We start from the raw sequence: 3,973 nt of genomic DNA, 5'->3' as shown, positions 1-3,973 counted from the left end.
CGTCAGGATCACCCCGGAGGGCGTCAACTACCTCCCAAAATCCTGGAAACTACTGATTAAGAAACGCCTAGAAAATGAGACTCACTTCGACATCTGCTGGGAGGTATTTATCGCCGTATCCCACACCGAGGACAACGTGGCGAGTAGTCGCTCCCACGCGGGTGCCAAGTGCGACTGCACGACGCGCATTGGTTGAGTGGCCTCAACGTCCCGCGACCGGCGTCGCCATTGGAAGGGCTGACTGCCGCCGTAATGATGGCCCCCAGGGCAGCAACAACGACCAGCACCGTACAGCAGAACCCCACGATCTGGTTTGCGAACTTGATGGCGAGCAGAACGAGCAAGAACCCGACCACCGACCCGCCCATAAGGATTGCCACCGGGCGAGCGGCTGAGGATTTCTTCAGGCGACGGGGCAGGATGAATACCCCACTGTCGCTGTCGTCGTACTCCTCCGGCAACGGCTCGTCTCGGTCCGCTTCTCCCTCCGTGATCTCCACGCTCGCCCCGCACGACGGGCACGCCGCCCGTGTTCCGGGCCGGTCGGGTGAGAGCGGTACCTCGGCCGTACACATTGGGCAACGAACTCCCACCTTCTCTCCGCTTCGCTGGCGATCGATCCGAACGGTGGACGCACATATTTGATCAACTGGGCGAGCCCACCGCCAACACGAATCGTCTCAGACCCCCCCAACCGACATCGCCGCCCGGGCGGTTCTGCGCGATGCTCTCCGAGCATGGCGTTCCGGCTCCTCATCATCAGCGGCCCCCATCGCGTCGAGTACGGCCGGTTCCGGGCCGCCCTCGACCGCCTCCCCGCCAACCGCCTACCGGACCTCGTGATCCTCACCACCGGCGGCCCCGGCGTGCCAGCCCTGGCGAGTTGCTACGCGGCCGAGCGGGGGCTGGCGCTGACCACCGTCCCCATCGACTCGACCCGCCGCAGCGACACGGAAGCCGAGGAGTTTCGGGCCACGAAGCTGGCGGGGATGGCCGACGCCGCGGTCCTCGTCGGCGAGCCGGCTGACTGCCGGCGGCTGCTCGACGCGGCCGAGGTGAGGAACCTCCGGGTGGTGCGGGTGGAGATTCGAGAGGCGAGGGCGAAGCGGGCCGGGGACGACGAGGGGAAGCCGGAGCCGGTCCTGAAGGCACCTCCGCCCGCGGGGGTCGGCCTGCCGGACTGACGCGATTCGGACCGCGACTGCGGCGTGTGCCGCCGGTTCGAGAAGCTGGCCGACGCCGACGGGCAGCGCCTGGTGATCGGCGACCGGGTGGCGCTCGACGAACCGTACCGCGGGTTCCCCGGCGGGCGGATCAGGGACTTGTTCCCGGGCGTCCTGGCCCGATGGCGGGAGTCGAGGTCGAGCCCGGGCGGACGGTGGACGCGCTCTGCCGGCGGCTGCGGCGGGCGCGACAACCGGCAGTCGGGCACGTCTCGTACACGACCCACTCCGGCGGTCGTGTACGAGACGTGCCCGACTCAGCGAGGCCGCCGTGGTCGTGATGGCCGCGGTCGCACGATCGGACGATGGGGGTTCCTACCAACCGGTCCGCCCCGCGCACCACTCGTGTGCGCGGGGCGGACGAGACAGACCGGGGGGGCGTGGAGTGTCCTGGCCGACTCAGGACTTCCCCTTGAGATCGAAGTTGACCCCTTGGTGCTTCCCGGACTTGACCTCGGCGGTCAACTTGCTCTCCGAGTTGTACTCCTTCGGGATCATCGGCTCCTTCGGGGCGGTACCCATGACCGGATCGACCTTCCCGCTCGCCTTCAAGGCGCTGATCCGGACCCGCTTCGGACCGGGCGTGGTGGCGACGGTGTAGTAGCCGCTGGTGATCGCGCCCGCGGCCGGCGATCCGTTCCCGTCGATCGCCTCGAACACGATCTCCCCCTCCTCCACCGGCGCGTCGTTGTAGGTCACCTTGCCGCTGACCTCCCCGCCCTTCTCCCCGCTGCAACCGGACCCGACCAGGAGAGCCGCCCCGAGCGCCAGGGCGGCCGAGAACCGCTGGTACATCATCACGCTCCTGGGGGTTACTCGTTGGGGGTGACTTCGTTGAGCGCCCGGGTGCCCATGTCCCGCCAGGTCGACTGCGTGATCGCGTCGCGGACGAACCGGACGCTGCCGTCGGCCATGCTCGCGTTGACCCCTCCCGTGTGCATGCTCCGGGCGAAGACGGCCGATGCCAGGGACCCGCCGCACGGCGCCTTCGGGGCGGCGACGCAGAACCCCTGGGGGTTGTCGCCGACCGTCGTGTTCGGCGGGTTCGCGGTCGAGAACTCGGTGCCGGCGTGGACCGAGTTCCAGATGCGGCCGCGGATGTCGTGGGTGCCGGTGTCCTGCACGAGGAGGATCTCGCTCACCATGACGGTGTTCGTCGTCCCGTCGGTGACGTCGGTGATCCTGACCTTCGACTTGCCGTAGAACATGCCGTTGTTGCTGAACCCGCCGGTCCCGTCGGCGACGGCCGAGGCGCTGCCGTGGCAGGTGACGTAGTTCGTGTGCGACCCCTGGCCCAGCGCGGACACCTTGCCGCCGCCCGGGTCGCTCGGGCAGACCAGCGTCGGGATCACGACCTTCGCCTCGGCGACGCCGAGGGTGTGCGTGGTGGGCGCCTTGAGGAAGGTGTTGAAGGTCTGGTAGAGGGCCCCCTGCTCGATGTACGGGAGGATGAAGTGCACCCAGCAGGTGCGGTCGTAGTCGCTGCCGCCGTGCGGCCAGCCCGTCCCGTAGAACCCGAGCGGCTGGCCCGGCGGGAACGCGGCGTAGGTGTCGTGGTGGTTGTGCAGGGCGAGCGCGACCTGCTTCATCTTGTTGCTGCACGACATGCGTGCGGCGGCCTCGCGGACCTTCTGCACGGCCGGCAGGAGCAGCCCGATGAGGATGGCGATGATGGCGATGACGACGAGGAGCTCGATCAACGTGAACCCGGACCGTTTGGGGTCGCGACGGAGCATGGGAGTGGCCTCTGTGGGGAAGGATGGCGCAGCACCCCGACGACTGGTCCAGGGTGCCGAATAACAGCACTGAATTATTGGCGCCGCGCGCCATGTTTCACGGAAAAAATGTAACGAACCTCGGCGGCCTGGCCGCCGCGTGAGCCCCGGTCAGCGAACTCCGGCCGGCCGGGCGGCACACCTGGGGCGGCCACAGAACAGGTGGTGCCGGGCGCCGGTGAACCCCTTCCCGCACCGCTCGCACACCCCGTCCCACGTCGGCCCCGCGGCGCAGGTCCCGGCACCGCGGCCGGCCCCCGCGCACCAGGTCGGTCGTGGTCCGCTCTCCCGTCGCCCCACTGTGAGGCCCAGTCAGCGGCCACGCTCTTCCTCGACCCGGATCTCCCACCACGCGGGGACGGCCGTGGCGTTCACCCTGTCCGGTCCGTGTTGCCGGAGCCGCAGCGTGCCCCGCACCAGCCGCTCGCCCTCGCGCGCCTCGAGCCGCCGGCCGAGCAGCGTGTACGGCGGCTTCTGAGCCGGCAGCACCGCGGTGACGGTCCGCCCGTCGAGGGAACGGGTGCGCTCCAGCGAGACGTCCCCGAGGTCGAGGTCCGAGGGTCGGCGGCGAGGACGGCCAGCGCGAGCGCCAGGAACACGGAGCGGTCCTCGGGGTGGTCACGGGAGCGTGCCCGTACCCGGCGGCTCGACCAGTCCGCGGCGCTGGAGGTGCCTGGCCACGAACCAGCACGCCGCCGCCCAGGCCGTGCCCGCCGCCCACCCCGCGGCCACGTCCGTCGGGTAGTGGACCCCCAGGTACACGCGACTGGCCCCGATCAGGGCGGTCAGGAGGACGGCCACGCCGACGAAGTACCCCCTGGCCCACCGATCCCCGACGAGCCGGGCCAGGAGCGCCCCGAGGGTCAGGTACACGACGGCCGACACCAGCGCGTGCCCGCTCGGGAAGCTGTGCGACGCGACGGCCGCGTCGGTCGTCACCGCCGCCCCGGTCAGGTCCAGCGCCCCGACCAATTC

6 protein-coding genes are annotated in these 3,973 nt (G+C 70.0%); 2 read left to right on the top strand and 4 right to left on the bottom strand.

What is annotated here, in order from left to right:
• Positions 1-196, top strand: a 196-nt coding sequence (locus ACTIGN_RS16885) for a hypothetical protein (protein ID WP_439625897.1), incomplete at its 5' end; no start/stop codon positions are given.
• 541 nt (positions 197-737) lie between these two features.
• A complete protein-coding gene (locus tag ACTIGN_RS16880) occupies positions 738-1,184 on the top strand; it encodes an SLOG family protein (protein ID WP_439625895.1) in 447 nt (148 codons plus the stop codon).
• 438 nt (positions 1,185-1,622) lie between these two features.
• On the opposite strand, the gene ACTIGN_RS16875 is transcribed toward ACTIGN_RS16880, so the two are convergent.
• The 4 genes from ACTIGN_RS16875 to ACTIGN_RS16860 all read right to left on the bottom strand — a co-directional run.
• The gene (locus tag ACTIGN_RS16875) at positions 1,623-2,018 is read right to left on the bottom strand and encodes a hypothetical protein (protein WP_439625893.1); all 396 of its coding nucleotides are present in this window, start codon (positions 2,016-2,018) and stop codon (positions 1,623-1,625) included.
• 17 nt (positions 2,019-2,035) lie between these two features.
• The gene (locus ACTIGN_RS16870; RefSeq protein WP_439625891.1) at positions 2,036-2,959 is read right to left on the bottom strand and encodes a DUF1559 domain-containing protein; all 924 of its coding nucleotides are present in this window, start codon (positions 2,957-2,959) and stop codon (positions 2,036-2,038) included.
• 351 nt (positions 2,960-3,310) lie between these two features.
• The gene (locus ACTIGN_RS16865) at positions 3,311-3,487 is read right to left on the bottom strand and encodes a hypothetical protein (protein ID WP_439625889.1); all 177 of its coding nucleotides are present in this window, start codon (positions 3,485-3,487) and stop codon (positions 3,311-3,313) included.
• Between the two features lie 129 nt (positions 3,488-3,616).
• Positions 3,617-3,973, bottom strand: a 357-nt coding sequence (locus ACTIGN_RS16860; RefSeq protein ID WP_439625887.1) for a phosphatase PAP2 family protein, incomplete at its 5' end; no start/stop codon positions are given.

The sequence above is a fragment of the Gemmata sp. genome, assembly GCF_051859125.1.
Classification (GTDB): Bacteria; Planctomycetota; Planctomycetia; order Gemmatales; family Gemmataceae; genus Gemmata.
This window is presented reverse-complemented; position numbering and strand designations above follow the sequence as displayed.

Excerpts from the sequence above, each read along its gene's own strand:
- ACTIGN_RS16880 (WP_439625895.1), top strand. The coding sequence starts at position 738 with ATGGCGTTCCGGCTCCTCATCATCAGCGGCCCCCATCGCGTCGAGTAC.
- ACTIGN_RS16875 (WP_439625893.1), bottom strand. The coding sequence starts at position 2,018 with ATGTACCAGCGGTTCTCGGCCGCCCTGGCGCTCGGGGCGGCTCTCCTG.
- ACTIGN_RS16870 (WP_439625891.1), bottom strand. The coding sequence starts at position 2,959 with ATGCTCCGTCGCGACCCCAAACGGTCCGGGTTCACGTTGATCGAGCTC.